The sequence below is a fragment of the Pseudobutyrivibrio xylanivorans genome, from assembly GCF_010906925.1.
Classification (GTDB): domain Bacteria; phylum Bacillota; class Clostridia; order Lachnospirales; family Lachnospiraceae; genus Pseudobutyrivibrio.
The window spans coordinates 65,999-92,505 of sequence record NZ_VTVE01000004.1; the positions used below are offsets into that span (position 1 = coordinate 65,999).

Here is a 26,507-nt window from a genome sequence, read left to right on the forward strand (position 1 = left end):
ACCCGTGGCATGCTCGTATCACTTTGAACGAGACTGTATCACCTTGCGAATAAAGGAGGTGTTGCCATTGAAGGTTGGATTTGTAGGCGCTGGCAAAGTAGGCTATTCCTTAGGAAAGCTATTTAATGACTGTCAGCACAATCTATTGGGCTATTATAGCCGACATTCATCATCAGCTATTGATGCAGCTGATTTTACCAAATCAACTTATTTTCAAGATTTAGAGACATTAATTAAAGATAGTGATGCAGTGTTTATCACTGTTCCAGATGATGCGATTTCTATTGTGTGGGAGCAGATTAAGCACATGTCTATTACTGGCAAAATGATATGTCATTGCAGCGGATCTTTATCTTCAGAAATCTTTAAGGATATAGAAGAAACTGGCGCATTCGGTTTCTCAGTCCATCCATTACTGGCGGTATCGGATAGATACAAATCATACCAGGAACTTCCAAAAGCTTTATTTACTATCGAAGGAAATGAAAAACACATTGATGAAATTGAAGGCTTATTAAAGTCATGCAATTTGTCAACAGCACGTATAAGTGCAGCGATGAAAACTCGCTACCATGGAGCAGCAGTTTTTGCATCTAATCTTGTTGTAGGTCTGATTCAATCTGCACAGGAGGAACTTCGTATATGCGGATTTTCTGACGAGCAGGTGGCAGATGCAATAACCCCTTTAATAGTGGGCAATGTGAACAAGGTGCTTTCTGTTGGCACAAAAGATGCACTGACAGGTCCTATTGAAAGAAATGATGTGGGAACAGTGAAAAAGCACTTAAATACCTTCGAAGGAAATAATCATGATGTTTACAGAATTCTCTCCAGAAAGGCACTGGAAATAGCAATGGATAAGCATCCAGATTCAGATTATAAAGCAATGGAACAATTATTATCTTCTTAAAAAGGATGGAGAACGAAATGAAAAACACAGTTACAACTCTTCAGGAAATGAAGAGAAAGGGTGAAAAAATCAGCATGCTCACATGCTATGACTACACAACTGCATGCCTTATGGAGGATGCAGGAATTAATGCAATTTTAATAGGTGATTCACTTGGAATGACTATGATGGGATATAGTGATACTCTTCCTGTGACAGTGGATGATATCATTCATCATTGTGCAAGTGTATCTCGTGGATTAAAAGATACATTTCTTGTGGCAGATATGCCATTTATGTCTTATCAGACATCTGTTTATGATGCAGTGAAAAATGCAGGTAGACTTGTAAAAGAAGGACATGCTCAGGCAGTAAAGCTTGAAGGTGGAGCTTCTGTTTGCCAGCAAATTCAGGCTATCGTAAATGCGGATATTCCAGTTGTGGCTCACATTGGATTAACACCTCAGTCAATTAATGCATTTGGTGGATTTAAGGTTCAGGGTAAAAATGTAGAGCGTGCACTTCAGATAGTAGAGGATGCCAAGGCTGTTGAGGCAGCAGGTGCATTTATGGTTACTTTAGAGTGTGTGCCAGAGGAGCTTGCAACACTTATATCAGAGGAGCTTACTATTCCTACAATCGGTATTGGAGCTGGCGCAGGCTGCGACGGGCAGGTCCTTGTATATCAGGATATGCTGGGAATGTTTTCTGGATTCAAGCCAAAGTTTGTAAAGCATTATGCAAATATTGGCGAGGAAATGAAGAATGCATTTAAGGCTTATGATGCTGAGGTTAAGGCAAAGACTTTCCCAGCTGCTGAGCATAATTTTGCTATTGATGCTGATGTAATGAAAGCGGTCAAGGCAGCACAGGGTAACGCAGAATTTAGAGTAGAATTTGAAACTGAGACAGTGTAATAAAGGAGAGAAAATGTTAGTAGCAACAACAATTGAAGAAGTAAAAGCAAATGTAAGACAGTGGAAGAAGGATGGTCTTAAAATTGGTTTAGTACCAACTATGGGATATTTACATGAGGGGCATGCAAGCCTAATATCGCGTGCACGTGGGGAGTGTGATAAAGTAATCGTTTCGGATTTTGTTAATCCAATTCAATTTGGTCCCAAGGAGGACCTTGCAACATATCCAAGAGATTTTGATGCAGATTGCAAATTATGTGAGGGCCTTGGAGCTGATTTGATTTTCCATCCAGAACCAAGTGAAATGTACAGCCCAGATTTTCATTCGTATGTAGGTGTTAATACATTATCAGCTGGACTTTGTGGAAAGAGCAGACCAATCCATTTCAATGGTGTATGTACAGTAGTTAGCAAGCTTTTTAATATTACAGAAGCTGACAAGGCATACTTTGGACAGAAGGATGCGCAGCAGCTTGCTATCGTAAAGCGCATGGTTAGAGATCTTAATTTCAACATTGAAATAGTTGGTTGCCCAATCATCCGTGAGGAAGATGGACTTGCTAAGAGTTCTAGAAACACATACTTATCAGATGATGCTAGAGCAAAGGCAACTATCCTTCACAAGGCACTGACAAAGGGCGAAGAGATGGTAAGAGCTGGCGAGACTGATGCTATAAAAGTCCGCACAGAAATCACAAACATCATCGAATCAGAGCCTCTTGCAAAAATTGATTATGTAGAGGTTGTTGATTTAGGAGAACTCCAGCAGTGCGATGTTATTGATGGACCAATCCTTACAGCGGTAGCTGTTTACATAGACAATGTAAGATTGATTGATAACTTCATCGTTGAATAGCGATAAATAGATATTAGGAAATAGATAGTTTAATAGCTGATTTTAATTTTGATTAATAAGAAATTTGCTGCTATAGAACGATTCAGAGAAATGAGGATATTATGAATTTAACAATGCTTAAAGGTAAGATTCACAGAGCTACAGTCACACAGGCAGCCCTTGATTATGTGGGAAGTATCACAATTGATGAGGACTTGCTTGATGCTGCTGGGATTCTTGAATATGAGATGGTTCAGATTGTTGATGTAGAAAATGGCAATCGTTTTGAAACATACACTATCGCAGGTGAGCGTGGAAGTGGAGTAATCTGTTTAAACGGAGCAGCTGCACGCTGCGTTCAGGTGGGAGACCATGTAATCATCATGTGCTATTGCAGCATTGATGCTAGTGAAGCAAAGGACCACAAGCCTAGCGTAGTTTTTGTAGATGACAACAATGCTACAAAGCGCATCACATGCTACGAGAAGCACGGCAGACTAGAGGATATGGCATAGTTTAGTCTGAGGCAGATGGTTTTGATTGTGGGGGGAGTGGTAGAGAGATAAGAAATATGAATGGGTTGACGGAAGGCCTAAAATATTTATATGTTTTACGGTAAATATTAAAAAATATGGATTACACCCGTAGGTTTCAATTTTAGAAAATTTTTGGAATTGAAAACCTACGGGTATTATTGGGATTTTTCAATTTGCACCGTAGGATTTCGGGATTCATCTGGAAGTGAAGCTAAAATATTACTCTTGAATCCTGAAATGTGGTGTAGGGCGAAGCTAGCTTACGGGGATTTCTAGAAAAAATAGAAAAACACCGTAAACTAAAATTTTAAGGAGAGAAAACCTACGGGTATGATTACGAAAACGTAAATATACCCGTAGGTTTTTGATTCTGGAAATTTTTAGGGGCTGAAAATTGTGCTTTGAGGGAGAAAATAATTGGAAAGATGTCTAAAGTAAAAGGAAAGAGAAAAGACTCACTTTAATGTAGTCTAATTCTGGGGTAGAATAATTGTATTAAAAAGAATAATAAATTGGAGGGCAAACTATGATATCTACAACAACACCTTCTATTGAAGGCAAGACAATTATTGAGTACAAGGGAATTGTATTTGGAGAAGTGGTAGCTGGAGTAAATGTTATAAAGGATTTTGCTGCTGGGTTATCTAACTTCTTTGGTGGTCGTTCAACTACATACGAGGATGAATTGATTCAGGCAAGACAATCGGCGCTTGCTGAGATGGAGCAGAGAGCAGCACAGTTAGGAGCCAATGCTGTTGTTGGTGTAGATATTGATTACGAGGTATTAGGTTCTGACAACGGCATGCTTATGGTTACTGCATCAGGAACAGCAGTTGTAGTTCAATAGTGCTGCATATCTTTACTTGGTGTAGATAGATGATTTGGGTGAAGCTAGATAGCTTAGCGGGTCTTATATGGCAAGGGCCTTCAGAGTATCTAGGTATGCTTTCACTTGTGGATGGGTGCATTTGGATGGGTTCCAGATTGCTACAAAATGGGAACCAAAATCCATTTTATAAGATACATGATTTTTGGAATCAAGTATTGATTGCCATCCGTTTGCTACAGAAAAGCAGCGTCCGGATCTGAGGAATAATCCTACGGAGTCCATGCTGTCTAGATACATTACTTCAACTGGCATTTCGCCTAGTAGTTTTTTTATATTGCCAAAGAAAGTATTCTTTAGCTTGTCTGGTAAATTTTTAGGCAAGAAAAGAGTGGTATTTCTAATTGAATCAAAATTAGGAGCATCTGGGTTTTTAAAACCTGGGTGCTTTTTATTTGCAACGAGATAATAAGAAATTGGATTTTGGGTTAGTTGCATCGTCTTACAACCAGAATGTTTTTGTGCCTCTTCGGCTCGACAAATAAGCACTTCTCCATTATCTAGAACGTTTGAAAAATCAGATGGTTCTATGAAGTTGGTGAAGTGATGAAAATTAGGATGGAAGTCCATAAAAGATGCTGTGGCATCTACGTATTCGTCAGGAATGCTAGTTCCTCTGGCAAAATTAATAATAAGAGGACTTGAGATTATCTTTGAGGAAATGGAATTCATAGTATCCTCATATACACTTTTGCATTTCTTTAAACCCTTATAGTAAATAGCACCAGCTTCTGTAAGGGTGATATTTTTCTTAACAGAACGATCAAAGAGCTTTACATTCAGCTCATCTTCCAATGAATTTATATGACGAGTAACCGCAGGTTGTGATATGAAAAGCTCCTCTGCGGTTTTGGTATAGTTTAGGTTTTCTGCTAGCTTAAGAAAGCATGTTAAGTCTTGTATTGTCATATTTGCCTCCACTTACAGCGTAAAAACACAGCCACTTTAAATTGCCTGCGGCAAGGCTGTGTTGTGGTACATGATAATTCCGTCAATGTTAGGAAAATTATATATGGTTATTATAACATTTTTGTTATATCAAAACCAGTATAGGTATTAGAAGAGCGGTGGAGTGAAATATAAAATTATAGATAGAAAATAACTTAACTAATTAGAGGAGGTTTTATTATGACACGAGAGGAATTAGTAGCAAATTTAATTAATTATGCATCACTTGCATTCAAGGTAGACGCATCGACACTTTCTGAGGATACAAATCTTAATGAGCTTGGTACATCCTCAGTTCAGCGTGTAGCTATGTCTGCATCAATTGAAAATGAGTACGATGTAATGATTCCAGTTGCAAGATTTGGTCAGTTTGAAACAATTGGAAAGCTTGCTGATTTCGTAATGGAAGAGGCGGAGTAATATTTCAAATCGATTGATGTAAAAATTGTAAGGCCAGAGGCCTTTGGCAAATTATCTGAAGGGAATAGATTAATGGTTAACAATGTAAAATTAGGTAAAAATTTAAGGAGTGTTTCCATAGTAGGAATCGGTGCTACTCCTTTTATGAATCTTATAAAAAATGATACTTATCATGGACTTACTAATGGTGAACTTTTTGGACATGCAGCTTTGGATGCAATGAAAGATGCCCATATTGAGCCAAGGGATGTTCAGTATTTCTTCCATGGCTCAGCAAATCCACATGTACTTAACAACTGCATCACACCAAATGTGCAGGTGGCAGATTGGTTTGGAATGAGAGGAAAGGGTTCACTTTCTCATTCAGAAGGATGCTGTACAGGATATATTGCACTAGAAGAAGCTGTATTTGCAGTAGCATCTGGCGCATACGATATTGTACTTTCAGGCGCTTGCGATATGGGTACAGGTATGCCAGACGGCAATACACCTGATCACATGAGAGTGGAGCTTTCGACAGAGGTTCTCTTTCCAGATTTGGATTCGATTTTTGATAGAGCATATGGACGCTATTTAGGTGGTGGTCCAGGAATGAACCATGATGACTGGATTAACCTATATGCTCATGAGAACAACTTGACACCAGATCAGGTGGATGATGTTCTCAATCATCAGTCTTATCACATGAGACGTGCTGGCGCACTTTGCCCAAGAGCAGTTCGCAGAACTACATTCGATGAGATGGCAAAAGAGGCTGGATATGATGATGTTTGGGAGTACATGAAGAGCCCTCACAATCCAAAGATGACTCAGTATTTAAGAACAAGCTCAGACTCATGTGTTGCAGATGGTGCAGCAGCATGTATAGTTGTTCCTACTGAGATTGCACATGAATTTACAGACAAGCCAGTTGAAGTACTTGCAACAGGTGCATCAGTTTTGGATGCTATTGTTCCTCATCTTGAGAAAAAGGCTACAGCAGAGGCAGCTCGTCAGGTATTTGAGGCAACTGGACTTACAGCAGATGACATGGATCTTGTAATGGTAAATGACTTCATCGGCTCGTCAGCATTCCTTGCAGCAGAGGAAATTGGATATCTTCCAAAGGGTGAGGGCTGGAAATATGTATTAGATGGCCGCACAGCTTTTGATGGCGATAAGCCTATAAATACAAATGGTGGTCGTACTTCATATGGTCATGCCTTTGGTGCATCTGGTATGGCAGATGTATTTGAGGCTGTTACTCAGATGCGTGGCGAGGCAGGACTTCGTCAGGTAAAGAAACTTCCAAAGCATGTATTCTTACGTGGATTTGGTGGAGCACAAAATGTTAGATGTTCAATTCTTAGAGCAGGATTTTAAGGAGGTTTACCATGGATAACAACAACACAATTAAAACAGAAGACTTCTGGAATCCTGAGCATATAGTTGAAAAATTCTGGAATGGTCTTGCTGAGGGGAAAATATATGGAAGAAAATGCAAGGAGTGTGGTGCAATAGAATTTCCTCCACACCTTGCATGTAACGAATGTGGATATCATGAGACAGAGTGGACACAGCTTAGCGGAAAAGGAATGTTAAAAAGCTTTGTTTTCACAGGTATACTAAATGCCCGTCTCGAGCTTGAAGACAGAGGATTAAAGTATGTTTGTGGAGAGGTTCAGCTGGAGGAAGGTCCAGCTATTAATGCAGTAATTCTTGGCGTATCAAAGAAAAAGGGAAGAGAGATTGAGTCAAAACTTCCACTTCCTGTAAAGCCAGTATTTTTTGATATGGGAAGATATACAACACTTTTCTTTGAGATTGATGAATAGGATGGTGTAGCTTATGTCAAAAAGATTTCCAGGAAAAGATTTATATCCAAATTTGTTTTCGTCTATACGAATTGGAAATTTAAAATTAAAGAATAGAATAATTGCGGCCCCTACAAGCCCTAGCATGATTACAACAGAGGGATTGTTTACACCTGAGATGGCTGCGTATTTAGAGGAAAAAGCATTGGGTGGCTGCGCTGTGGTAACGTACGGCGAGGCTATCCCACATTCTAAAACAGGTAAGAGCCATAACAAACAGCTTCAGCTTGATGCTTTTGGTGTGCGTCAGGGACTGACAGAGTCTTCCCGAATGATTCACAATGCGGGAGGTCTTGCTAATATTCAGCTTTCTCACGGTGGTATGTATGGAGGACTTGCATCAGTTGGTGGAGACATAGGAAAAGATGGAAAGGCCTATGGACCTAGCGAGATGGATATGCCGGCAGGTCATGTCTATGAGATGCCTAAGGAATTAATATACGAGATTATAGAGTCCTACGGTAAGGCAGCAAAACTGTGTAAGGATGTGGGCTACGACATGGTTCAAGTCCATGCAGCCCATGGCTGGCTTTTTAATCAGTTTATGTCACCACTTTTCAACCACAGAACAGACGAATTTGGTGGTTCCCTTGAAAATAGGGTGAGATTTCTATCCCTTACCCTTGATGAGGTTAGAAAAAATGTTGGGCCAACTGTGGCCATAGAGCTTCGTATGAATGGAGATGATTTCCAGGAGGGGGGACTTACCCTTTCAGATTATGTGGAAATAGCAAAGATGGTTGAGGATAAAGTTGATATGTTCAACATCTCTTGCGGAAATCATGAGGACCCAGCGATGTTTTGCAGAACACATCCTAGTTCATTTTTCCCAAGAGGTGTAAATGTTTATCTTTCTGCAGAAATTAAAAAGCATGTAAATAAGCCAGTGGCCTGTGTAGGCTCACTTAATGACCCTGCACAGATGGAAGAAATAATTGCCACAGGACAGGCAGACATGGTTGAAATTGGTAGAGCTCTTGTGGCTGATCCATATTTACCAAAGAAGGCACTTGAGGGAAGAGCAGATGACATCAGTCCTTGCTTAAGATGCTATGAATGCTTTGGTGCAACGGGACAGCTTGAGATGATTAAATGTACTGTGAACCCAACTCAAGGTCAGCAGCTAGAAGAAAAATACGGTGTACCTGCCCCAGAATTCAAAAAGAAAATCTTGGTTGTAGGCGGTGGCCCTGCAGGAATGGAAGCTGCAATAACAGCGGCGAATCGCGGTCACGATGTAACTCTTGTTGAAAAAGAAAATCGTTTAGGTGGAAATCTTCATCCAGCTGGTGCAGCTTATTTTAAGGAAGATATTAAAAAGCTTTGCCAGTGTCTCGAGAGACGTGTTGAAAAAGCGGGAGTCAAGGTGATTCTTAACACTGAGGTGGACCAATATTATGTAGAGGGATTTGCGCCTGATGCACTTTTTGTGGCAATTGGTTCAAATGAGCTTAGGCCTCCAATTAAGGGAATCGATGGTGACAATGTAATTATGGCCATCGATGCTGAGCTCCAACCAGAAAAGCTAGGTAAAAAAGTGGCAATTATGGGTGGCGGATTAGTAGGTGCAGAGGCAGCTTGTTCATTTGCAAAAGAAGGTCATGAAGTTTCAATCATTGAGATGAAACCAGATGTGGCAATGGAGGTCAACTCCTTCTACAGAGGAGGTCTGATGCCACATGTACAAGAAAGTGCTGAGATATTCGTAAATACGAAGGTAACAGAGATAACAGAAAAGGGCGTTATGGTAGAAAATGCTGATGGCAGCTTTTTAGTTGAAGCCGATTCGGTGGTATGCGCTCTAGGATTTAGACCAAAGACAAAAGAAGTGGATGAGCTCTGCGAGAAAGTAGATGAGTACTACATAATCGGTGATTGCAATCGCGTAGCTATGATTTATCAAGCAATGGACGCAGGCTATCACGCTGCTAGAAGGGTATAGACTAGAAGGATATTATGAAGAGCAATAAATACAATTTTAGTAAAAAACATTGGGGGATAATATTTCTTTGCTATCTGCTATTTATGATTGCTACGGCAGTTACCACAGATTCTGAGAATGTTATTCTTCCAAAGCTTGCAGCACAAAACAACTGGGATTACAGTGTTGTACTTACGCTAGCTACTGTAGCTGGCGTAAGCACAGTTGTGGGCAATTTATTATTAGGAAAATTATGCGAAAAGCGTGGTGGTAAATTTTCCATTCTATTCGGAATAATTGCATCAGCTTTTTTCGTATTTTTATATGGAACATCAAAGAGCCTGCCTGTATTTGTTATAGGATTAATCGGTACTATTTGCTGCGGTCAGTCCATATCTTTTTTTGGAGCCAATTCAATTATTGCAAATTGGTTTCCTACAAAAAAAGGTCTTGCCATGGGATTTGTCACAGTAGGTCCACCTACATCCACAATTGTGATGGTTTCAGTCTTGAATATGATAATCAATAAAAATGGTGTAAATGGTGGAATCTATACCATTTGCATAGCATTGTTAGTAATGGCAATAGTATGTGTTCTCACAATCAAAAACACACCGGAAGAGGTGGGATGTACACCGGACAATTTGCCTGTGGAAAAAACAGTTGTTAATGAAAAAGATAAGATAAATATTAGCGACGATAGTAATAAGACAGTTTTAACAACTGGAGAGATTCTTAAAAATAGGGATTTTTGGGCTATTCTATTTATAGTTAGCATCAGTAATATGTGTCTTACAGGGCTTATGGCGCAGTGGCTTGTGAGATATACAAGCAGCGGATTTCCTGAGGCAAAAGCTGCGACTCTTATGTCTATTTGCGCAATTGTAGGTATATTTGGAAGCATATTTGCAGGTTATGTGGAAAACAAGCTTGGAACAAAAAAGGCCTATGCTGTTCTGGCAGCTGTTTTTGCTACAGCATTTATTTTAAATGTCTCAAACATACTTCCACTTATGTACATATCAGTTCCTATGTTTGGAATGTGCATTACACTTTTCCAAATATTTATGCCTGCATTTGAAATAACAGTTTTTGGTAGGGACAATTTTAAAAAAGTTAACGGAATGATTTTTCCTATCGCCTGTATGTCAGGACAGGCAGCATTTATAGTGATAGCTGCATGTATCCGGGCATTCGGTGAGGTTAGATTTTCATATATCGTATTTGCGATATTACTTTTGATTACTATTATGTTGGCATTGACGCTTAGAGCAGGTGAGGAAGAGAAATGATGAACTTATCCTCTAGAGAAAAGAAAATTCTTTCCCTTTTAAACTCTACACATGGAATAGTTACAGGCAAGGAGCTATCTACAAAGCTCAGTGTCAGCGAAAGAACTATTCGAAGTGACATAAGCGATATTAACTCGCTTTTGGAGCTATTTGAAATAAAGATAGATGCTGTCCACAGAAAGGGCTACAGGCTTAGTGTAAAAGACCGTGTAGCCCTTGTTGGCATCTTTTCTCAGGAGCAAAGCTACATCACAAAGGAAGATAGAATAAGTACCTTACTGTTGAAGCTTCTTCGAAGTGATGGCTGGTTTGATTTAGGAAATCTAGAGGATGAAATGTTTGTCAGCAGCACTACTCTGGAGAAGGATATAAAGGCCCTCAAAAGGCAAATTTCTGAGCAGCATCCTCATATTCAAATATTAAGAAAAGACAACAAGATACGCTTAGAGGATGATGAGAGAAAAAAGAGGGATCTTTTGACTAGATTCTATGCTAAAAACTGGGATTACGATTCAAAAGATGGCATAGTTTTTAAGGAAATGGAATTTGGTAATAGTTTGTTAGTGGAAGTCCAGCAGCTGGTGAAACAGAGATTAAATGAGTCTGGGGTACACCTAGATGATTTTGCTTTCATCTATTTAACTATTGCAATTTCAGTTATGTTTTTTAGAGTAAAATCTGGATATACCGTAAATACGGATTTACTAAATAGTTCAAAGGATTCACCCGCAGATGATATTATTTCAGATGATTATAAAATTGACGAGGACATTAGATGTATTTTAGATCAATTAGCGGATATTGGAGATACGGCATTTGATATTGGCGAATATATTTACATATCCCAGATTAAAAATCAGCTGGAGTTTCTATGTTTAAAAACATACTCAAAGAATTATGTTTTGACTAATACAAATGTTGTTTGTCACATGATTGTAAATGATTTATTGCAAAATATTTTTGATGAGTTTGGAATGGATTTCACAGAAGATGACAAACTGTTTATTGATTTGACAAGACATGTACAGGCGTTGATTAGTGGAATTGTGGCACCACACACTCAGAATCATTTGTTTGGATATGAGCTGAGAAAGAAGCATGCTATTTTGGCAGATATAGCAAGCTTTATGCGAAAGAAATTATCGAAAAAATGTGAGATAGAGCTAGGAATAGAAGAGGAAGATTATCTGCTTCCATTTTTAGTTTTATCTGAGGAGGCCTTGTACAGAAGACGTCGAGGCCAGGGAATTCAAGTGGCTGTTATTAGTCACTATAATGAGAGCATCACCCATTATTTAATGGAGACCTTGAAACAAAAATATGGAGGATATTTTAAATTTTATGGACCATACGCTCAGTACAATAAAGAGCTAATAGAATCGGATGTGAAATTCATTTTGACCACGGTGAAAATCGATGGATTTAGTGATTTGTTTCATGTACCATCCCTAGTGATTTCGCCCTTATTAACAGAAATAGATGAAGGTAATATCAATAGATACTTGGAAGATTTCAAAAAGGAATATTTGATAAAATAGTTTTCTCTTTATGAATAAGTGAATAGGTTTATACAAAGTAAAAACAGACCCAAATCAATTTAGATGAGGGTCTGTTTTTTATGGGTTTATTATAATTTAGCGATGGTTTGCTGTAGGTTAGCTAAATCTCCATCCAAATCCTGATATATTTTCTTGTAGTATGGATATAGCTGGTCGTAGGCTTTTTCCCATTCAGGGACAGGTTCTATGACCTCTTTTATTTTCACCATTTTTCTGACTGCTTCTGATAAATCAGGGTATATTCCAACTGCATGACCTGCTAGAAGAATGTCACCAAATGGCACATCACCAGATATGTCGTCTAGCACGTAAACTGGCATGTGAAGCATGGATGCTTTTATTTTGTTCCAGGTTTTACTTTTTGAGCCACCACCAGTGATCCTTAAATTTTCAGCAATACCACCGGCATCCTTTATTGCGTCCATAACATGTCGTAGGGCAAATGCTGTTCCCTCGAAAATTGAGCGAATTATGTGAGCTCTATCTGTTGTCAGATTCAGTCCAATAAACATACCTCTAGCGTGGGAATTCCAAAGGGGAGCACGCTCGCCGCCTGCCATGTAAGGAAAGAAAAATAATCCGTCGGCACCAGGATTAATTTTCATGGCAACTTTGTTCATGTAGTCATAAATGTTTTTCCCGGCTTCGATGGAACTTGCTATATCTGCTTCGCCCATTTGTTCCACATACCATCTGATTGCAGCACCGGTGGTGCCAATAGGGCCATCATATACAAATGGCATTGTTTCAAGTCCGACCGGGCGGGTTACAACTGGCACATCACAGGCACTAGCCTGTGGGGCACTAGCAAATATAAGTGATGAAGTTCCAGCACTTTCTCCTGCATCTCCTAGCTTACTGAGGCCTATTGCATACATGGAGGCCATGGCATCTGAGCATCCGGCAACAACAGGTGTGCCTTCCCAAAGACCTGTTTGAGCGGCCGCTTCCTTTGTAACGTAACCGATGATGTCGGTGCATTTTTTTACTGGTGGCATAATATCAGAAAGCGTTATCCCGATAACATCGCCAATTTCATCTGCCCATTCTAAGGTGGAAAGATTCATAAGTTGGGTGCGGCTTGCTGTATCAATATCGATAGTAAGCTGTCCAGTAAGTCTATAGTTGAGATAGCTATTTGCCTGCATGATTGTAGCAGTATTTTCGAAAACCTCAGGCATATTTCTCTTTAACCAAAGAAGCTTGCCAGGTAAAAATGCAACACTTGGCTGGCCACCAACTATGCTAACAAATTTATCGAAACCAATTTTTTCTGTGATTTCGTTTGTTTCCTTTACGCTTCGTCCATCGGCATAGATGATTGCGTTGTGGATGGGATTACCCTGCTCATCTAGTGGAAGAAGTGTAGGGCATTGGGAACTGATTGAAATACCTTTTATATTTGATACAACATCATCACCTGCAAGGGCTGTCATATATTTTAGAATAGCTATTGTGCTTGTCCACCAAGCAGATGGATCTTGCTCTATCATGTTTTGTCCTGGAAAAATTTTTCCAAGGCTTCTTGACGCTGTGGCAATTAGATTGCCCTCAGCATCCATAATGTTTCCTTTGACATTTGTTGTTCCTAAATCAATGCCAAGGAGATAGGCTTTATCTTCTCTCATAGAAACCTCCCATAACATAAAAATTCTCCTATAATCTTTCTTTTCCTAAATTATGTAAAAAGAAAATTGACTATTCAATTTCGTAGATTTCCGTTAATTGGCGGAAAAAAGAAAATTGATGGGAGATACCTCCTAAGGGTAATGTGGACATAGAAAGCCGACAGGCAAGATATATCGGGAGGAGAAATAAATGGCTTACAGTTTTTTTGTGCATACAGATCTTACCTTTGGTAAAGATGCAGTTCAGACATTACCAAAGATTGTAGAAAGGGAAGGACTAAAAAGAGTAATGGTAATTTACGATGCCGGAGTAAAGGCAGCGGGAATTGCCAAGAAGGTTCTTCAAGAACTTAATAAATTATCAGGTCTTACAGTTACTGTTTTTGATGGAGTGGAGCCAAATCCATCTAATGAGCTAGTAGAGAAAATATATGGAATAGCTAAGGCAGAAGAGGTTCAGGGCTTTGTAGCAATTGGTGGTGGTTCACCCATTGATTCGGCAAAGGCAGTAAATGTACTTATGACAAATGAGGGACCTATTGGTCAGTATGGTGGAATTGGCATGGTAAATAACACTGTTTTACCTCTAATTGCAATTCCAACTACAGCAGGAACCTCCAGCGAAATCACTAATGTTACTGCACTAACAGACACAAAGGCAGTTTGTAAATACGTAGTAATCGACAACAAGATTACACCTAAATACGTAATTGCGGATCCAGAATTTACACGAACAATGCCAAAGTCAGTTACGGCGGCAACTGGAATGGATGCTATCACTCACGCAGTAGAATCATATATTTCCAATATGTCAAATCCACTTACAAAATACAATTCACTGCAGGGATTAAAGATTTTCCATAGGAATCTTAAAAAGGCTGTGGAAAATGGTGATGATATGGAAGCTAGAGAGCAGATGATGCTGGGATGCATTATAACAGGCTTTGGATTTTCAAATGCAAATCTAGGATTTGTTCATGGAATCGCCCATACCTTAAGCGCGCATTTTGGCTTACCACACGGAATGGCAAATGCATGCGTGCTGCCATATGTAATGGCATACAATGCCCCTTGCTGCAAGGCAGAAATGATTGAGCTTGCTAAGGCAATTGACATACCAATGACTGGAAATGAGGAGGAGGATATTCTGGCGTTATCAAAGGAGCTTCTTAACATGACAAAGGCTCTTGGAATCAAGACACTTTCAGAACAGGGCATAAAAGAAAGCGATTTTGATATGTTGGCAGAAGATGTTTTGAAGGAGCCAGTATTAAATTTCAATCCACGTCAGGGAATTACAAAGGATGATATTATCTCGATTTTAAAGCAGGCATATTAGGTGACTGTTTTCAATTAATAGAAAAGGAAGGTAAAAATTATGAATTATGAAAAGACTAGACAGACAGTTTTAGAGGCGATTTTAGAGGCTGTTGAAAAGGGACTTATTAATGGTACATCAGGAAACATTTGCATGAGAACTCCTGAAGACAAAACTATTTGTTGCATAACACCATCTGGAATTTCCTACACAGGAATGACTGCTGAGGATATAGCGGTTGTAAAGATGCATGAGGATGGAAAAAATGAGTGGATTGAAGGAAATTTCAAGCCATCATCTGAGCTTCCAATGCACACAGCTGTCCTTAGAAGACGCCCAGAAATTAATGCAACAGTTCATACACACAGCATGTATGCAACAATTTGCGCTATGGGTGAAAACCCAGAGCTTCGCCCAATTACACCTCCACAGTGTGAATTTACACCAGTTGGAATTGTAAGCTTTACGATGCCAGGTTCAAACGAAGTGGCAGACAAGGTGGCAAATACCCTTGGTGACAATGGACTTGTTTGTCTCATTAAGAATCATGGTATGTTCTCATGCGGTGAGAACATGAAGCAGGCAATGCATGCAACAATTTACACAGAGGAAATGGCGCAGACAACAGTTATTGCAAATACACTTGGAACATACGAGCCAATGTCAAAAGAAGCAGAAAAGGCAATGCAGGATTTAATTGCCGCAGATAAGGCTGTTTAAAAAGCAATCCTGGATGTCTGGGTTTCCCCGTGGAGCGTAGAAAAAATAGGATATTAGGAGATTTTATAATGAAAAAATTAGCTTTATGTACTTCCCTTCCTGAAGGGGAGCTTGAAAAAATCAAAAAAGAGTGTGAGGTTACCATTTGCGGTGAATTAAAACACGGTAAAGGTAATGTTACAGAGGAAATGACTCGCGAAGAATGTATGGGAGCAGAAATCGTAGTTCTTGGTGATGAAGTTGCAGGTACAGACACTATTAACGCATGGATTGAGTCTGGTATGAAATTTATCGGTGTAGCAAAAGGCACACCAGTTACTGTGGACAATGATGCCCTTAAGGCAGCAGGAATTCCTCTTACATATACACCAGGAAGAAATGCAGTTGCAGTTGCAGAGTATTGCATAGGCATGATGATTGCATCAACACGTTTCATGACAAGAGCTGTAGCAGGTCTTTTGATGGGAGAGCATTTAGGACCAGCTGTAGATGATATTTACAATGTTCCTGATGTAAAAAATGTAATATGGGGACCACTTGATGAGAATCACCCATACACAGATTATGGTATTGGATTTGAGCTTTATGGAAAGAAGCTGGGCCTTGCAGGATATGGCGCAATTGGCCGAGAAGTTGCAAAGAGAGCAATGGCATTTGGCATGGAAATATTAGCATACGATCCTTATCTTGATGCAAAGGTAATTGAGGAGACAGGAGCAAAAGCAGTTGACTTAGATACAATGCTTGCTCAGGCAGATATTGTCAGCATCCATCTTCCTGTTGTGCCTTCAACAAGGGGAATAGTAAACAAAGACTGGTTCAATAAAATGAAGCCTACTGCATTTGTGATTAATACAGCACGTGCTGCTGTCATTGACCAAAAGGATTTTGTGGAGGCCCTTGAAAACAAGACTATTGCAGGTGCGGCAGTGGATGTATATTGGCAGGAGCCTGTTCCAGCAAATCACCCACTTCTTAAGATGAAAAATGTACTCTGTTCACCTCATTTTGCTGGTCTTACAACAGATGTAGACGGATGGTCAGGTCGCAAGATGGCTGAAAACGTAAATGCGTATTTGGCTGGTGCAGCGTTGCCATACGTGTGGAACAAATAAGAACATGTCTGTAGCTAACAAGCTCTGATATTTTTGCTGATAAATAAACAGGCTTGTTAGTGTAGCAGATAAGATATGAGGTATTTATGGAAAAGTTAAATATTTTATTTGTGACAGGTCTTGTTACAGCGGAGCATCAGGGCCGTGCTATTGCTAGTAGGATTAGAGAGCTCCTTGAGGCTACTGGAAGATTTAATGTAGTTATTACTGAGGAATTTAGAAACATTACTCATGAGTATTTAGAACCTTACGATGCTCTATTTATTAATTATGATGGTAAGCTCTGGCCAACCGAACATGCTAGACGTTTTGGGGAGCAGAGTGAGGCTGCTGTGTATGATTTTGTATCAAAGGGAAAGGGCGTTGTGTTTTATCACTCTACAATTTGGGTGGACCCAGATTGGCCTGATGAGTGGAGAAAACTCCTTGGTGGATACTGTGCTATGGATAAGGGCTGCAGACGTGTTCCAAAGGATGATCACTTTGTTGAAATCATGGATAAGAATAGCCCTATTACTAAGGACATTGATGCTAAATGGATGAATGTTTTTGATGATTTATTTACACAGGTGATTGTGCATCCAGAGGCAAAAATGCATGTATTAGCATCGATTTTTGATGATGTGGAGAACTATAAAGTTCCAGGTTGGCCACCAAAGCATCATCCAGTAGATATACCTGATGGAAAACTTGAGAATATGCCAGGTGTAAATGAATATACTCCAGTAATTTGGACTAATGAATATGGAAAGGGTCGAGTTTTTGTTTCATCTATCGGACATTGGGAGGCACTTGATAGATTTAACTTTATCACTATGCTTGTCCGTGGAACTGAATGGGCTACATCAGGAAAAGTAACACTTGAGCGTCCTAACAGGGAAGGGGATAACCGGCTGAAACTTTTCCCATATTATTAATTGATAAGTAATGCCACTAAAGAAGTAATTCTAGGTGGCATTTCTTAAATAAAATAACATGGAGGGTTTTTTTGTTATGGAGAAAAAGAAAGGATTTGGAAAAGGCTGGCTGTTGATTATCTACGGGTTTTTAGGATATTTCACAGCGACAGCAGTAGGTAGTGCCATGAATGCAGCCGCAGGAACTCTTGCGGAGCTAAGAGGCTGGCAGGCAGCGGTTCTGACAAGTTTGATTTCTCTGGGAAGCTTAGCAAATATTGTTGCTTGCTTCGTGCTTGGAAAACTTGCAGCAAGGCGTTCAGCAAAAACACTTAGCATCATTTGTTTTGTAATCTATGTTGTAGTAATGGTAGGTTTAGGCCTAACTACAAATTTAGCTGTGTTTGCTATTTGTCTCATTCTTGCAAATGGTATTTCCTGTGGTATTGGTTATCAACTTGGACCAGTAATGTTTTCAAAGTGGTTTCCTAAGAGAAAGGGAATTGTCATGGGAATAGTTACAATGGGAATTCCACTTTGCGCTGGTGTTGCCACAATGATCTATCAGAGAGGATATGAGGCAGGAGGTTCACTTGGCGGTTTCATGCCATTTATCGCAATTGCGATAGTTGCCTGTCTGTTACTTTGTCTATTTATAAAGGAAAATCCTGCTGATGCAGGCTATACTCCTGATAATGGTGTGGAAGTTGAGGGAGAATCAGAGCAGAAAGTGAATGTGGAAAGTATCTGGACTACATCAAAACTTCTAAAGACTCCACAAGTATGGGCACACAGCATTGCTTTAGGTTTTCAGTTATTATTTGCATCGGGACTTATGGTGCAACTGTTTCCACGACTTCTTGAGATTGGATTTGACCCAGGTACAGCCGGTGTGATGATGCTTGCCTCCGGTTTGCTTGCTCTTCCAGGCTCTTATTTATGTGGTGTTATTGACTCAAAAATTGGCGCAAGAAAAGCTGCAATTACTTCATATGTATTTGGAATGATTGCAATGGCGGCAAATCTTACAGGCACAACTGTAGGCGTATGGATTTCACTTGTTTGCATTGGTATGGTTGTAGGTGGAGCAGCTAACTGGCCAGCATCACTTTGTGTAGAGGAGTTTGGTGAAAGCTTTGCAAATGGATACGGAATTATTCAGCCAATGATTCAGTGTGTGGGAGCTGTAGGACCAGCTTTCTTCGCGCTTTTCTATGGCCTTACAGGAAGCTATAGAATTCCATACATCTGTGGTGGAATTCTTATGCTTGTGGGATTATTGATTTATCTTCTTGTCTGCAAACCTGGTTTTGTAAAAGAAGAGGAAGCTAGGCTAGCTTTGAAAAGATAATAGTATAATGATTGCAAAAAGCAGGTTATCAATTAGATGACCTGCTTTTTTATTGCAATAAAAGATAAGGTTACAGAAATCATTTAAGTATTCTATATGGGCCATTCCAATTAAAATTGTCATAGTAATAAATGAAGTAGGAGGAGTAACTATGAATAAACTAAAAATAAAAATTGGAATAATGTCACTTTGTTCAGTGGCTTTATCATATATGGCCTTGTCGCCAATTATAGCAAGCATTGGAGCAGATTTTACAGGGGTTGATGAGACTCTGGTGCAAATGGTCTTTACACTACCTAGCCTTTTGTTTATCATCGGCTCACCTCTAAGTGGAATTGCTATGAGTTATATAAATAAAAAGACCATAGCCTTGTTTTCCCTAAGCTGTTATTTGGTAGGTGGACTTTTTCCATTCTTTTTCAATTCCAGTATATGGTTACTTTTAGTGGGAAGCTTGATAATAGGTGTAGGCACAGGTCTTTTGATGCCACTTATCAATGGTTTTATAGTCCAATATTTTGATAAAAATGACAGGGCACCACTTATGGGAATGAACGCCATATTTACAGCTCTTGGAGCCCTTACATTTATATTTATAGGCGGGCAGTTATCTAAATTTGGATGGAGATATACTTATCTTGCATTTGCACTTGTGATTGGCATAATTGCAGTAGCAGGTATTTGTCTTCCAAATGGGGAGCCTCAGAGGGCTGAGGGCAGCGAGAAAGCTGGAAAAGCTAGTGCTTTTGAAATGAATCTATATATATTGGGATTATTTGTAATTGGATTTATTTATTTTGTAGTACAGAATGCATTTAACACCAATTCATCCGCATATGTGATAAATGTATTGGGAAAGGATGCGGCTATGGCAAGCCTAGTTACTATGATTAACACAATAGGAGGCATCATTGGAGGAATGAGCTTTAGCCGTATTGCATATAGGGCAAAGAGCCAAATCGAGACAATTACTCTAGCAGTAATAGCGGTGGGATTTTTTATTACATTTTTTATTCCTAGTACCGTAGCATTTTTTGCAGGCAGTTTTTTGATTGGTTATGGATTCGCCATTTTTAATGCAGCCGGTTCATATTTGCTTTCTTACAATACCAGACCAGAGACTAACGCATTTACGGTATCGGTATATTTGGCATTGATAAATTTTGGTGCTGCAATTTCTCCTATTGTGGTTAATGCTTGTACAGGATTTATGGGAGAAGGAATCCAAAATAAATTTTTATTCGTGGGTATCGTAATTACGATAATTGGTGTGGGTTCTTACTTGTTAAATGCAAAGAAGGACAATTAATTAGAATCTAAATGCAAAATAAAACCCCTAGTTAATCAGGATAAAATGATTAACTAGGGGATGTTTTTAGTAAACTTAAGACAATTTAAAAACAACATCTATTATTGCAATCACCCATAGGTGAAGAGGATAGAAAACATAGAAGAACCATTTGCTAAATGCAGTTTTTCTGCCTTCTTGGCCGTTATATAGAAAGATGAAAGGAACCACCAATAAAGTCATCCAATCACTGTTAAAACAGAACATTTGGAAGCTGTTTTGTATTCCTGCAAATCCACCGTATACGGCAAAGAACATAAGAAAGCTGTAGATGGTAATTGCAATGGCTTGCTTAGCCTTACTATCATGGAAGAAGTAAGCAAACAAGATGAATGGAATCAGTTGGATTCCACCTTCTAGATATATATAGGCACCAAATGGTAAAGGAATAAATAAGACGAGAGCAACTAAAGTTATGAGAATTGCTGCGCCTCTTAGTAAAAGTTTTTTTCCAGTCTCCTCAGTATTCTTTGCAATTTCAAAAAGCCATATGATGGTAAATCCAAAAGCAAGTGTTAGGAAAATATTATCAGGAATACCTTTACCATTGAAAATTGCATATGAAATAACACTACCTATTTGCATGAGGATTGCAGCAATCCAAAGTCGAGCACAATATTTGCCTCTGGATTTAGTGTGGAAAAATCCATCAACCATAAGCCAAGCAAATAGTGGTGAAACAAATCGTGTTATTGGATGTATAGCCGAACTTATTATGCCATTACAGCGTAGCCATAAATTATCAAGAACCATAAATACTAGCGCAATATTTTTCAATTGAGCTCTGTTTAAACCAAATTTCATAACATTACCTCCTAACATATATTCGCAGATACATCTAACTTGCGTATGCTACATTGGTAAACAAATCATACTCACTTACACCGTCTACATAGAACACTTCAATACCATCTTCCTCCTTAGAACTGTAGATGAGGTATCCTAAAAACTCATCATTCTCATCAGAAAAACCGATGCAATTTTGTCCTAGAATACAAGGATAAATTTTATCTCCTGCCTTTGCTGATTTTGGCTCCTCACCGGATTCATCGTAAAATGTAATATCCTGTTTCAGTTCAAGTCCGGTTGGGTTTGTGATTTTAGGATGTTTTTCGGCAGTCCAAAGGCCGGTCTTATCATAATAAAATTGATTAGAAGTTATCCATGTACCAAAGACGTCTACAACCTCTCCTAATAAGAGATTATTATCGGTAAATTCATAAACCTTATATCCATCTAAAGAGTCGATTTCCTTAAGCTCGCCATCTTCCCATCTGTACAAGATAGTCTGATAGGTACAACAAATTCCACTAAGAGAGGCAATTACATAATTGCCATCTTCAGCTTGAGAATAGTATGCCGATGCAAATTCGATGTCTGGATCTGTATTCTCATCTACGACGGATATAGTTTGATCCTTAATCTGAATGTCATAGTAGTATTTGTCTTCATCCTCTAAATAATTAGATTCAAAAGTGATTTCATCCATTTGACCATCAGAATCAATATCTATCTCTTTAGGGCTATTTTCCTCTAATTGAAGAGAAAAGAAGTCTTGGTCTGTGGTGTCACTATCATCTGAATCTTCTTCATCAGTTGATGTAGCAGTTTCAGTTGTGGTCTGCGCTGGTGTATTTCCTGCCACCTCTGTGTTGTCTGGTTTGTTTTCCCCACAAGAAGTAAGCATAGCTGCAGACAATGAAAGTGATATTAATAAATTTAATTCTCTTTTCATAACTACCTCCGTTTTAAAACATTAATTGTTTGTACAATAATATGCCAAATACTGTATTATGTCAAATAATACAGTTTGCGGACTAGAATGTTACTACTAAAAATGTCATAATAAGCTAAGGAAAATTGATGCAAAATTTAAATAAAGGGGGCTAATTATGAATAAAGAATTTCTTGAAGAACGTGAATTTAAAAAATTGCTGGCAGCAAAGAAATATAAGATTTATTTCCAGGAGGAAAGCGACTGCGTTATTGCTGAAACTGAAGTGGGAGATGTAGTTATCGCCTTCAGTGAGTATGAATATTACTCTATGAACCCGGAGGAAATCGAGCAAAAAATATATGAGGGAATAAAGTCTAGGAGTAGATAAGGATAATAAATGAGCGATAAAAATAAGATTGTTGTAAGAGCATATAAAGGGATTATTCTGGCTATAATTAGCTTCATATGTTTGGTGATTTTGACTGCGCTTGTGTTATTGGGCGGAGCATTTGATTTTGAAGCGTTTGAGTTTAGTTATGAAGATTTAAATATTGCATACGCATTTTACATTGCAGCAGGTGCGTTTTTGGTTTTAATAATTGCCGGTATTGGATTGTATTCTTCTAGCAAAAATGATTCTGCCTGGGATGACCTGATAACGATAGATACAGATAGTATAGAAGATAAAAGATTATTTATTACTGAGATAGCACGCAAGAATAATATTGTTTTACCAAAGCTTTTTATAGGTATGCTACTGCCTATTATTCCTTTTATCATTTTTTCAGCCCTTCAGAATGCTCTTGAGGATTACGAATTTAAAATGCCAGAGCCAGAAGTTGAAGTGGAAGAGGTGACAGAAGATACTATCAATACTGAAGAGTTAGACGAGAAACCGGAATTAACTGATTACCATGAGGTGGCAGTTGATGATGTAGAAGATAGCGAATCCACATATGATCCATTTGAGTATACAAATATAGAAGATGAAAAGATAAAAGAATTAATGACGGAGATGGAGAGTATAGCGGAGGAAAATGGGTATCAGGTATTAGATTTCTTTTATTCTGAGGAATATGATGACTATAGTATTATGATTACAAATGATTATGAGGATTATCGTAATTGGAGTGGAAATAACATTTATATCACAATGGATCTTGAAGGGGACGTTACATTTTGCTCATATAATTTTTACTTTGATAAAGAGTTGTCAGATTCAAGTAATTTAGCTGATGCAAAAAAGTATGTTGATGATATGAGTAAACTATTAGAACTATTCTATGATGCTGGTCTAATAAAAGATAAGGAATATTTTGAAGAGACAAAAATAGAAGATACTATAGTAGAAGATATAAGAAAAGAAGAAAAGGGATGGATAAAGAGAAAAATTAATTCAGAGATGAGTGTGGTATATGAAATTGAGAACGTCAATGGTGAATACCATGACTATGAGGATTGCTTCGAGGTGCATATTTACTATGAAAACCCTGAGAAATAAAAAACTTACACAGACAAAAAAATTCTGCTATAATCCCAACTTGTGTTAAAAATATAGAAGATGTACGCAGGTATCATTGGAAACGCACACCCTTGTGGTGATAACGAACAACACGCTGAAGTCTTCTCTGGTTTTATGAAAGGAGAAACAACGTGTTACCACAGAATAAGTTTCAAGAAGTTATTTTTACAATGTTTATGGCTTTTGTCATGGTGTATGCAATGATTTGCTACAATATCTCACTTAATGTTGGAGGATTAAAGAATTTTGTTTTTCTCGCTGCATTTAAGGAGATGATAGTCATGTGGCCTATTGCGGTAGTGCTAGAATTGCTTTTTGTTGGAAAGCTGGCACAAAAGCTTGCATTTAGATTAGTCACACCAGGCAAAGACCCAATTATAATGATGATTCTTGCAATTTCTACAATGTCAGTTTGCCTCATGTGTCCGCTTATGAGTTTGACAGCAACAATTCTTTTTAAGAATGCTGGAACTGAGATTGTGGCTGTATGGCTTCAGACTACAGCTATGAATTTTCTAGTAGCCCTCTGTTGGCAGATTTTCTTTGCAGGCCCATTTGTTAGAAATGTTTTTGGATTTTTTGTAAAGAAGAAAAATAAGCTCTGACCCTAAATAATAATCAATAAAATAAGCCTCACTAGAAGATAGAAGGAGATTCTAAATTCTAGCGAGGCTTTTTCTTTTTAATTACTGAATATCATTTGCAATATCGATATTTTCTCCTGTGATGCCTACCCATGCGCCATCCTTTGCTTCAGATGCCTCTGCATGTGCAAGAAGCCATTTGTTAGTAGCTGTAAGGAGCTTGTCCTCTGTGTTAAGTCTTGGGAAGTCTGGGCAGCCCACATTTGTTCCCTTTGGAAGACCAACAAGTACCTGGAAACCAGAATCCTTGTGAGCCTGACATGGAGCATAGTGAAGAGCTGTTGCATATACTTCTATCATTGTGCCAGCTGGGCAGAAGAATGCTTTTACCTTGCTAGAATCAAGCTTGAAATCAACGATTTCCTCTCTCTTTGCAAGAAGTAAAATGAAATCTGTAGCGCCTAAATTAATCTCGCTTGAACGGTGATACTCAAGGCAGTTAAGCTTTGTGTTGTGACCGTTGCACCATCCAAACTGCATTGGTGAACCACCAAATAAAGAATTTGTAATCTTGTCTGCAGCAGCAAGTGACTGAAGTGCCTGCTCCTCTGCAACATAATCTGTGCCTGCTGGAATAGGAGTCTTGTCTCTAAGTGCATCTACGATTGCCTTCTTTTCAGCCTCATACCCCTCAATGATTCTTCCATAGTTAGTAAACTCTGGATCTGTTACATTATAAATTTTCATCATATCCTCCTTTTACGTATCGTCGGACTAGTCCCATAGATACCATGGGAATGCCAGAATCTTGCCAGATGCCTTCTCTTTTATTTGGCAAGAAGTCCCACTTTTTCTTGAATAAAATTATACAGCTTATGTTTTTTTACTTCCTATAAATAATTAACTAAATAGAGTCAAAAAATTGTCGGGCAGAACTGATAAAGGCCACTGTTTCTGAAAAAAGGTTCTGTGCAAGAAATGACATAAATCTGTTGCAAGGCAAATTTAATTAAAATCCAATTATGCAAATATTGAATTAAAATCAAAAAAATTTCTAAAGTGGCCGTCTTCTTTTTTTCATAGAATAAAGCTAGTCAAAGACAAGAGAATCCTAGATGACAAAAAGAGAAATATTAACATAAGAAAAGGAGAAGAAAATGGAAAAAAAGCTTCCAGTTGGTATTCAGGTTTACGGTCTTAGAGACTTACTTGAAAACACACCAGAAAATTTCAAAAGTGTTATGACAAAAGTAAAAGAAATGGGGTATGACGGAGTTGAGCTTGCTGGTCTTTATGGACTTGAGCCAGAGTTTGTTAAGAAGACTCTTGATGAAGTTGGACTTACACCAATTTCAGCTCACGTAGCATTCCAGGAGATGATGGATGACATCGACAAGGTTATTGCTGACTATTCAGTAATCGGTGTTAAGTACCTTGTTATGCCATACATGGCTGAGGAATATCGTCCAGCTAATCCAGCAGGATTCAAGGAGTTCCTTCCACTTCTTAATGAAGTAGGTGAGAAGATTCATAAGGCAGGTATGACTTTCCTTTATCACAACCATGATTTCGAGTTTGTAAAGCTTGAAAATGGCAAATGGGGATATGACGAGATGTTTGATGCAATCCCAGCTGAGAACCTTCAGTCAGAGCTTGATACTTGCTGGTGCGATGTGGCAACAGGTGAGGCACCTGAGTTCATCAAGAAATACACTGACCGCATCCCAGTAGTTCACCTTAAGGACTACATCAAAAAGGGTGAGGTTAAGAATATGTACAAGCTCATCGGAATCGATGAGGAGGAATCTGCTGGCGACACAGGATACTTTGGATTCCGCCCAGTTGGATTCGGCCAGATGATTTGGGAGCCAGTTCTCGCTGCAGCTATGGAAGCCAACGCACAATGGGTCATCGTAGAGCAGGACGAGCACTACGAGCTTGAGCCACTTGAGTGCGCTCGCCGCAGCCGCGAATACCTACGTATCCTTGGCTGGTAAAAAACGTTAATCCGCTGGTTACGCCTACAAGCCTTAGAGTCTCTCCGCTCGACGACATGTCTCGCTTGAGAGACCTAAGAGCTTGATGTCTACCAGCTCATTTAATAGTGGCAGCTCATAGTCTTGGCGAGCGCGAGCAGGGAAGCGTCATGCCGGGCATGGGAGGGACCTACACCGGGCGGGTGGGGCCCGTGCCCGAGTATGAAGGGTGCCCTGCGGGAGCACGTAGTACTGAAGTACTGCCACGATAAATTA

At 38.9% G+C, this 26,507-nt stretch carries 26 protein-coding genes; 21 read left to right on the plus strand and 5 right to left on the minus strand.

Features of this window, described 5'->3' with window-relative positions; all coding sequences use genetic code 11:
- Window positions 1–58 precede the first annotated feature (58 nt).
- The 5 genes from F0Q01_RS11610 (at window position 59) to F0Q01_RS11630 (ending at window position 4,024) form a co-directional block, all read left to right on the plus strand.
- Window positions 59–910 carry a Rossmann-like and DUF2520 domain-containing protein gene (locus tag F0Q01_RS11610; RefSeq protein WP_143096675.1) on the plus strand — a complete coding sequence of 284 codons (852 nt, stop codon included), beginning with the start codon at window positions 59–61 and terminating at the stop codon, window positions 908–910.
- 17 nt (window positions 911–927) lie between these two features.
- Complete coding sequence (panB, locus tag F0Q01_RS11615; protein ID WP_090489466.1) at window positions 928–1,806, plus strand: 3-methyl-2-oxobutanoate hydroxymethyltransferase; 879 nt, start codon at window positions 928–930, stop codon at window positions 1,804–1,806.
- A 13-nt stretch (window positions 1,807–1,819) separates the two neighbouring features.
- The gene (gene panC / locus F0Q01_RS11620) at window positions 1,820–2,662 is read left to right on the plus strand and encodes a pantoate--beta-alanine ligase (protein ID WP_090489464.1); all 843 of its coding nucleotides are present in this window, start codon (window positions 1,820–1,822) and stop codon (window positions 2,660–2,662) included.
- A gap of 101 nt (window positions 2,663–2,763) precedes the next feature.
- Window positions 2,764–3,156: an aspartate 1-decarboxylase gene (gene panD / locus F0Q01_RS11625; RefSeq protein ID WP_090489462.1), complete on the plus strand. Its 393-nt coding sequence runs from the start codon at window positions 2,764–2,766 to the stop codon at window positions 3,154–3,156.
- Between the two features lie 547 nt (window positions 3,157–3,703).
- Complete coding sequence (locus tag F0Q01_RS11630; RefSeq protein WP_090152834.1) at window positions 3,704–4,024, plus strand: putative heavy metal-binding protein; 321 nt, start codon at window positions 3,704–3,706, stop codon at window positions 4,022–4,024.
- Window positions 4,025–4,087: 63 nt separating this feature from the next.
- On the opposite strand, the gene F0Q01_RS11635 is transcribed toward F0Q01_RS11630, so the two are convergent.
- Window positions 4,088–4,972, minus strand: coding sequence for a LysR family transcriptional regulator (locus tag F0Q01_RS11635; RefSeq protein WP_090489460.1), 885 nt, complete (start codon window positions 4,970–4,972; stop codon window positions 4,088–4,090).
- A gap of 219 nt (window positions 4,973–5,191) precedes the next feature.
- On the opposite strand from F0Q01_RS11635, the gene F0Q01_RS11640 reads away from it, so the two are divergent.
- From F0Q01_RS11640 to F0Q01_RS11665, 6 genes are all read left to right on the plus strand, one after another.
- Entirely contained in the window at window positions 5,192–5,431 is a 240-nt protein-coding gene (locus F0Q01_RS11640; RefSeq protein WP_090152827.1) for an acyl carrier protein, read from the plus strand.
- A gap of 72 nt (window positions 5,432–5,503) precedes the next feature.
- Window positions 5,504–6,793, plus strand: coding sequence for a thiolase family protein (locus F0Q01_RS11645; RefSeq protein ID WP_090152825.1), 1,290 nt, complete (start codon window positions 5,504–5,506; stop codon window positions 6,791–6,793).
- Between the two features lie 11 nt (window positions 6,794–6,804).
- Window positions 6,805–7,245, plus strand: a complete 441-nt coding sequence (locus F0Q01_RS11650) for a Zn-ribbon domain-containing OB-fold protein (RefSeq protein ID WP_090489458.1) — start codon at window positions 6,805–6,807, stop codon at window positions 7,243–7,245.
- 13 nt (window positions 7,246–7,258) lie between these two features.
- Entirely contained in the window at window positions 7,259–9,226 is a 1,968-nt protein-coding gene (locus F0Q01_RS11655; RefSeq protein ID WP_090489456.1) for an FAD-dependent oxidoreductase, read from the plus strand.
- A gap of 14 nt (window positions 9,227–9,240) precedes the next feature.
- A complete protein-coding gene (locus tag F0Q01_RS11660) occupies window positions 9,241–10,497 on the plus strand; it encodes an MFS transporter (RefSeq protein WP_090489454.1) in 1,257 nt (418 codons plus the stop codon).
- Window positions 10,494–12,035: a BglG family transcription antiterminator gene (locus F0Q01_RS11665; RefSeq protein ID WP_090489452.1), complete on the plus strand. Its 1,542-nt coding sequence runs from the start codon at window positions 10,494–10,496 to the stop codon at window positions 12,033–12,035. Before F0Q01_RS11660 ends, F0Q01_RS11665 begins: the two co-directional genes overlap by 4 nt.
- Before the next feature lie 89 nt (window positions 12,036–12,124).
- Here F0Q01_RS11665 and F0Q01_RS11670 read toward each other — a convergent pair whose 3' ends face one another.
- Window positions 12,125–13,684 (minus strand): xylulokinase, encoded by a 1,560-nt coding sequence (locus F0Q01_RS11670; protein WP_090489566.1) that lies wholly within the window; start codon window positions 13,682–13,684, stop codon window positions 12,125–12,127.
- A 190-nt stretch (window positions 13,685–13,874) separates the two neighbouring features.
- Here F0Q01_RS11670 and F0Q01_RS11675 point away from each other — a divergent pair, with 190 nt between their 5' ends.
- From F0Q01_RS11675 to F0Q01_RS11700, 6 genes are all read left to right on the plus strand, one after another.
- Window positions 13,875–15,023 (plus strand): iron-containing alcohol dehydrogenase family protein, encoded by a 1,149-nt coding sequence (locus tag F0Q01_RS11675; RefSeq protein WP_090489450.1) that lies wholly within the window; start codon window positions 13,875–13,877, stop codon window positions 15,021–15,023.
- Between the two features lie 39 nt (window positions 15,024–15,062).
- On the plus strand, window positions 15,063–15,722 hold the full coding sequence (locus F0Q01_RS11680) for a class II aldolase/adducin family protein (protein WP_090489448.1): 660 nt from the start codon (window positions 15,063–15,065) through the stop codon (window positions 15,720–15,722).
- A gap of 68 nt (window positions 15,723–15,790) precedes the next feature.
- Entirely contained in the window at window positions 15,791–16,837 is a 1,047-nt protein-coding gene (locus tag F0Q01_RS11685; protein ID WP_090152806.1) for a 2-hydroxyacid dehydrogenase, read from the plus strand.
- Between the two features lie 86 nt (window positions 16,838–16,923).
- Entirely contained in the window at window positions 16,924–17,754 is an 831-nt protein-coding gene (locus F0Q01_RS11690; protein WP_090489446.1) for a ThuA domain-containing protein, read from the plus strand.
- A gap of 76 nt (window positions 17,755–17,830) precedes the next feature.
- Window positions 17,831–19,084, plus strand: a complete 1,254-nt coding sequence (locus F0Q01_RS11695; RefSeq protein ID WP_163927249.1) for a CynX/NimT family MFS transporter — start codon at window positions 17,831–17,833, stop codon at window positions 19,082–19,084.
- A 151-nt stretch (window positions 19,085–19,235) separates the two neighbouring features.
- Entirely contained in the window at window positions 19,236–20,393 is a 1,158-nt protein-coding gene (locus F0Q01_RS11700; RefSeq protein WP_090489441.1) for an MFS transporter, read from the plus strand.
- A gap of 75 nt (window positions 20,394–20,468) precedes the next feature.
- Here the strand turns inward: F0Q01_RS11700 and F0Q01_RS11705 are convergent, their stop codons facing one another.
- Complete coding sequence (locus F0Q01_RS11705; RefSeq protein WP_090489438.1) at window positions 20,469–21,236, minus strand: TraX family protein; 768 nt, start codon at window positions 21,234–21,236, stop codon at window positions 20,469–20,471.
- Window positions 21,237–21,270: 34 nt separating this feature from the next.
- Window positions 21,271–22,167 (minus strand): hypothetical protein, encoded by an 897-nt coding sequence (locus F0Q01_RS11710; RefSeq protein WP_090489436.1) that lies wholly within the window; start codon window positions 22,165–22,167, stop codon window positions 21,271–21,273.
- A 157-nt stretch (window positions 22,168–22,324) separates the two neighbouring features.
- On the opposite strand from F0Q01_RS11710, the gene F0Q01_RS11715 reads away from it, so the two are divergent.
- The 3 genes from F0Q01_RS11715 to F0Q01_RS11725 all read left to right on the plus strand — a co-directional run bounded on the left by F0Q01_RS11715 (window position 22,325) and on the right by F0Q01_RS11725 (window position 24,276).
- Window positions 22,325–22,537 carry a hypothetical protein gene (locus tag F0Q01_RS11715; protein ID WP_090489434.1) on the plus strand — a complete coding sequence of 71 codons (213 nt, stop codon included), beginning with the start codon at window positions 22,325–22,327 and terminating at the stop codon, window positions 22,535–22,537.
- A 9-nt stretch (window positions 22,538–22,546) separates the two neighbouring features.
- A complete protein-coding gene (locus tag F0Q01_RS11720) occupies window positions 22,547–23,650 on the plus strand; it encodes a hypothetical protein (RefSeq protein ID WP_090489432.1) in 1,104 nt (367 codons plus the stop codon).
- A gap of 152 nt (window positions 23,651–23,802) precedes the next feature.
- Window positions 23,803–24,276 carry a DUF2798 domain-containing protein gene (locus tag F0Q01_RS11725; protein WP_177209299.1) on the plus strand — a complete coding sequence of 158 codons (474 nt, stop codon included), beginning with the start codon at window positions 23,803–23,805 and terminating at the stop codon, window positions 24,274–24,276.
- Between the two features lie 81 nt (window positions 24,277–24,357).
- On the opposite strand, the gene F0Q01_RS11730 is transcribed toward F0Q01_RS11725, so the two are convergent.
- Entirely contained in the window at window positions 24,358–25,002 is a 645-nt protein-coding gene (locus tag F0Q01_RS11730; RefSeq protein ID WP_090489430.1) for a DUF4867 family protein, read from the minus strand.
- Window positions 25,003–25,412: 410 nt separating this feature from the next.
- Between F0Q01_RS11730 and F0Q01_RS11735 the strand changes: the two genes are divergently transcribed.
- Window positions 25,413–26,252 carry a sugar phosphate isomerase/epimerase family protein gene (locus F0Q01_RS11735; protein WP_090489429.1) on the plus strand — a complete coding sequence of 280 codons (840 nt, stop codon included), beginning with the start codon at window positions 25,413–25,415 and terminating at the stop codon, window positions 26,250–26,252.
- The last annotated feature ends 255 nt before the right edge of the window (window positions 26,253–26,507 follow it).

Coding starts and splice junctions, on each gene's coding strand:
- F0Q01_RS11660 (WP_090489454.1), top strand. CDS start 9,241: ATGAAGAGCAATAAATACAATTTTAGTAAAAAACATTGGGGGATAATA.
- F0Q01_RS11675 (WP_090489450.1), top strand. CDS start 13,875: ATGGCTTACAGTTTTTTTGTGCATACAGATCTTACCTTTGGTAAAGAT.
- F0Q01_RS11645 (WP_090152825.1), top strand. CDS start 5,504: ATGGTTAACAATGTAAAATTAGGTAAAAATTTAAGGAGTGTTTCCATA.
- F0Q01_RS11720 (WP_090489432.1), top strand. CDS start 22,547: ATGAGCGATAAAAATAAGATTGTTGTAAGAGCATATAAAGGGATTATT.
- F0Q01_RS11640 (WP_090152827.1), top strand. CDS start 5,192: ATGACACGAGAGGAATTAGTAGCAAATTTAATTAATTATGCATCACTT.
- F0Q01_RS11695 (WP_163927249.1), top strand. CDS start 17,831: ATGGAGAAAAAGAAAGGATTTGGAAAAGGCTGGCTGTTGATTATCTAC.
- panB (WP_090489466.1), top strand. CDS start 928: ATGAAAAACACAGTTACAACTCTTCAGGAAATGAAGAGAAAGGGTGAA.
- F0Q01_RS11665 (WP_090489452.1), top strand. CDS start 10,494: ATGATGAACTTATCCTCTAGAGAAAAGAAAATTCTTTCCCTTTTAAAC.
- F0Q01_RS11655 (WP_090489456.1), top strand. CDS start 7,259: ATGTCAAAAAGATTTCCAGGAAAAGATTTATATCCAAATTTGTTTTCG.
- panD (WP_090489462.1), top strand. CDS start 2,764: ATGAATTTAACAATGCTTAAAGGTAAGATTCACAGAGCTACAGTCACA.
- F0Q01_RS11685 (WP_090152806.1), top strand. CDS start 15,791: ATGAAAAAATTAGCTTTATGTACTTCCCTTCCTGAAGGGGAGCTTGAA.
- F0Q01_RS11715 (WP_090489434.1), top strand. CDS start 22,325: ATGAATAAAGAATTTCTTGAAGAACGTGAATTTAAAAAATTGCTGGCA.
- panC (WP_090489464.1), top strand. CDS start 1,820: ATGTTAGTAGCAACAACAATTGAAGAAGTAAAAGCAAATGTAAGACAG.
- F0Q01_RS11680 (WP_090489448.1), top strand. CDS start 15,063: ATGAATTATGAAAAGACTAGACAGACAGTTTTAGAGGCGATTTTAGAG.
- F0Q01_RS11635 (WP_090489460.1), bottom strand. CDS start 4,972: ATGACAATACAAGACTTAACATGCTTTCTTAAGCTAGCAGAAAACCTA.
- F0Q01_RS11710 (WP_090489436.1), bottom strand. CDS start 22,167: ATGAAAAGAGAATTAAATTTATTAATATCACTTTCATTGTCTGCAGCT.
- F0Q01_RS11650 (WP_090489458.1), top strand. CDS start 6,805: ATGGATAACAACAACACAATTAAAACAGAAGACTTCTGGAATCCTGAG.
- F0Q01_RS11690 (WP_090489446.1), top strand. CDS start 16,924: ATGGAAAAGTTAAATATTTTATTTGTGACAGGTCTTGTTACAGCGGAG.
- F0Q01_RS11730 (WP_090489430.1), bottom strand. CDS start 25,002: ATGAAAATTTATAATGTAACAGATCCAGAGTTTACTAACTATGGAAGA.
- F0Q01_RS11705 (WP_090489438.1), bottom strand. CDS start 21,236: ATGAAATTTGGTTTAAACAGAGCTCAATTGAAAAATATTGCGCTAGTA.
- F0Q01_RS11670 (WP_090489566.1), bottom strand. CDS start 13,684: ATGAGAGAAGATAAAGCCTATCTCCTTGGCATTGATTTAGGAACAACA.
- F0Q01_RS11630 (WP_090152834.1), top strand. CDS start 3,704: ATGATATCTACAACAACACCTTCTATTGAAGGCAAGACAATTATTGAG.
- F0Q01_RS11700 (WP_090489441.1), top strand. CDS start 19,236: ATGAATAAACTAAAAATAAAAATTGGAATAATGTCACTTTGTTCAGTG.
- F0Q01_RS11735 (WP_090489429.1), top strand. CDS start 25,413: ATGGAAAAAAAGCTTCCAGTTGGTATTCAGGTTTACGGTCTTAGAGAC.